1 protein-coding gene is annotated in these 1,478 nt (G+C 45.7%); it reads right to left on the bottom strand.

Features of this window, described 5'->3' with window-relative positions; all coding sequences use genetic code 11:
• Positions 1 to 285: 285 nt before the first annotated feature.
• On the bottom strand, positions 286 to 1,305 hold the full coding sequence (locus ABT56_RS20975) for an IS110 family RNA-guided transposase (protein ID WP_047880884.1): 1,020 nt from the start codon (positions 1,303 to 1,305) through the stop codon (positions 286 to 288).
• Positions 1,306 to 1,478 lie beyond the last annotated feature (173 nt).

The following is a 1,478-nucleotide window of genomic DNA, read 5'->3' as shown; positions in this document are numbered from 1 at the left end:
CCTAGCCTGGGGCTATCCGGCCGAAGGACGGACATTCAAAATTATTCAAATACAAAAATGTATGGTCCGCCCCGTTATTGCAACTACAATTTCTAATGACGGGGTTGGTTTGCGCTAATGTATTCGGAGTCACGTTTGGGTGCTCTCGCATCCCAGCTCCACGATGATATCCGCGCCAGATTATCCTTTAAAAAGCCCAAAGCATTTATATGCTGTTTTTTGTGTCAGGTTCTTAATCTGGCCGATAGACCGTTTTCGTCATCATCATTGACATTGCAAATCCGGTTATATCGTCGTCATACGAAAAGCTTGGCGGTTATACATGACCGCCCAAGCTATTCTTGCCAGCTTATTTGCTAGCGCAACAACAGCGACGTTAAAAGGTTTACTAGCTCTTAAATCAATAAGCCACTGCCCAAAAACTTTTCCTGTTTTGTCTGGTTTCGATAGCACAGCCCTTGCTCCGTGTATAAATAAGGTTCGGAGTTGCTTGTTTCCTCGTTTGCTGACACCAAGCAACTTTGGTTTTCCACCAGTAGAATATTGTCGAGGAACAAGTCCGAGCCAGGCAGCCATATTCCGTCCGTTGGTAAAATTTGCAGGTGAACTGATATCAGCCAAACATAAGGTAGCGGTCAAATCTCCTACCCCTGGGATAGTTTTTAGCAACAGCGCCAGTTCATTATGCTCAATAACCTGATGGAGCTTTTTATCTTGAGATTTAATTCGTTCATTCAAATATGAGTAGTATTCATGCAGTCCTTGTAGCTCCTGAATGAAAAGGGCTGGAAGGGGTTGATTTTGCTCTGCTAGCCATTGAAACAGTCCTTTCATTTTGGCATGTCCTGTCGGCAGGCTCAGCCCGAACTCTAATAACATTGCACCAATACGAGACATGCAGGCCGTGCGTTCCTTGATATACCCATCACGTACCCGATGTATAGAAGCTATCACTTGGGCTTCTTCAGATTTAACTGCGACAAACCGCATTGAAGGCCGACAAGCTGCTTCAGCAATGGCTGAGGCATCAATAAAATCATTCTTGTTGTTTTTGACATATGGCTTTACGTATTGAGGTGGGATCAGTTTTATCTGGTGATTGAACTCAAGGCATTTACGAGCAAGCCAGTGAGCGCCACCGCAAGCTTCAAAGGCAACTGTTGTTGGTGATAGCTTGGAAAGAAACAAAATAAGTTGGTTTCGGTTAAACTTTTTACGTAACAGCTCTCTGCCAGCACTATCGTGGCCGATAAGATGAAAACAGTGTTTACCGAGATCTATACCAAGAATGTGTAAGGAAGACATATGGTTCGCCTCTTTCAATGTGCCTACTCAAAGCGTAGGGGCTTGAGAGTGAGGCGGACCATATAATTAAGCCCCAGCATTTCTGCTGAGGCTTCGTTGTAGTGGCGGAGCGGTGGGGACTCGCACTCGCGACCCCCGGCGTGACAGGCCGGGCTTTTGCCCTGCTGAAAGTC

Source organism: Photobacterium aquae (assembly GCF_001029445.1).
Lineage (GTDB): Bacteria > Pseudomonadota > Gammaproteobacteria > Enterobacterales > Vibrionaceae > Photobacterium > Photobacterium aquae.
Note: the sequence above shows the minus strand (reverse complement) of the source record. Positions and strands in the feature narration are given on the sequence as shown.

Excerpts from the sequence above, each read along its gene's own strand:
- ABT56_RS20975 (WP_047880884.1), bottom strand. The coding sequence starts at position 1,305 with ATGTCTTCCTTACACATTCTTGGTATAGATCTCGGTAAACACTGTTTT.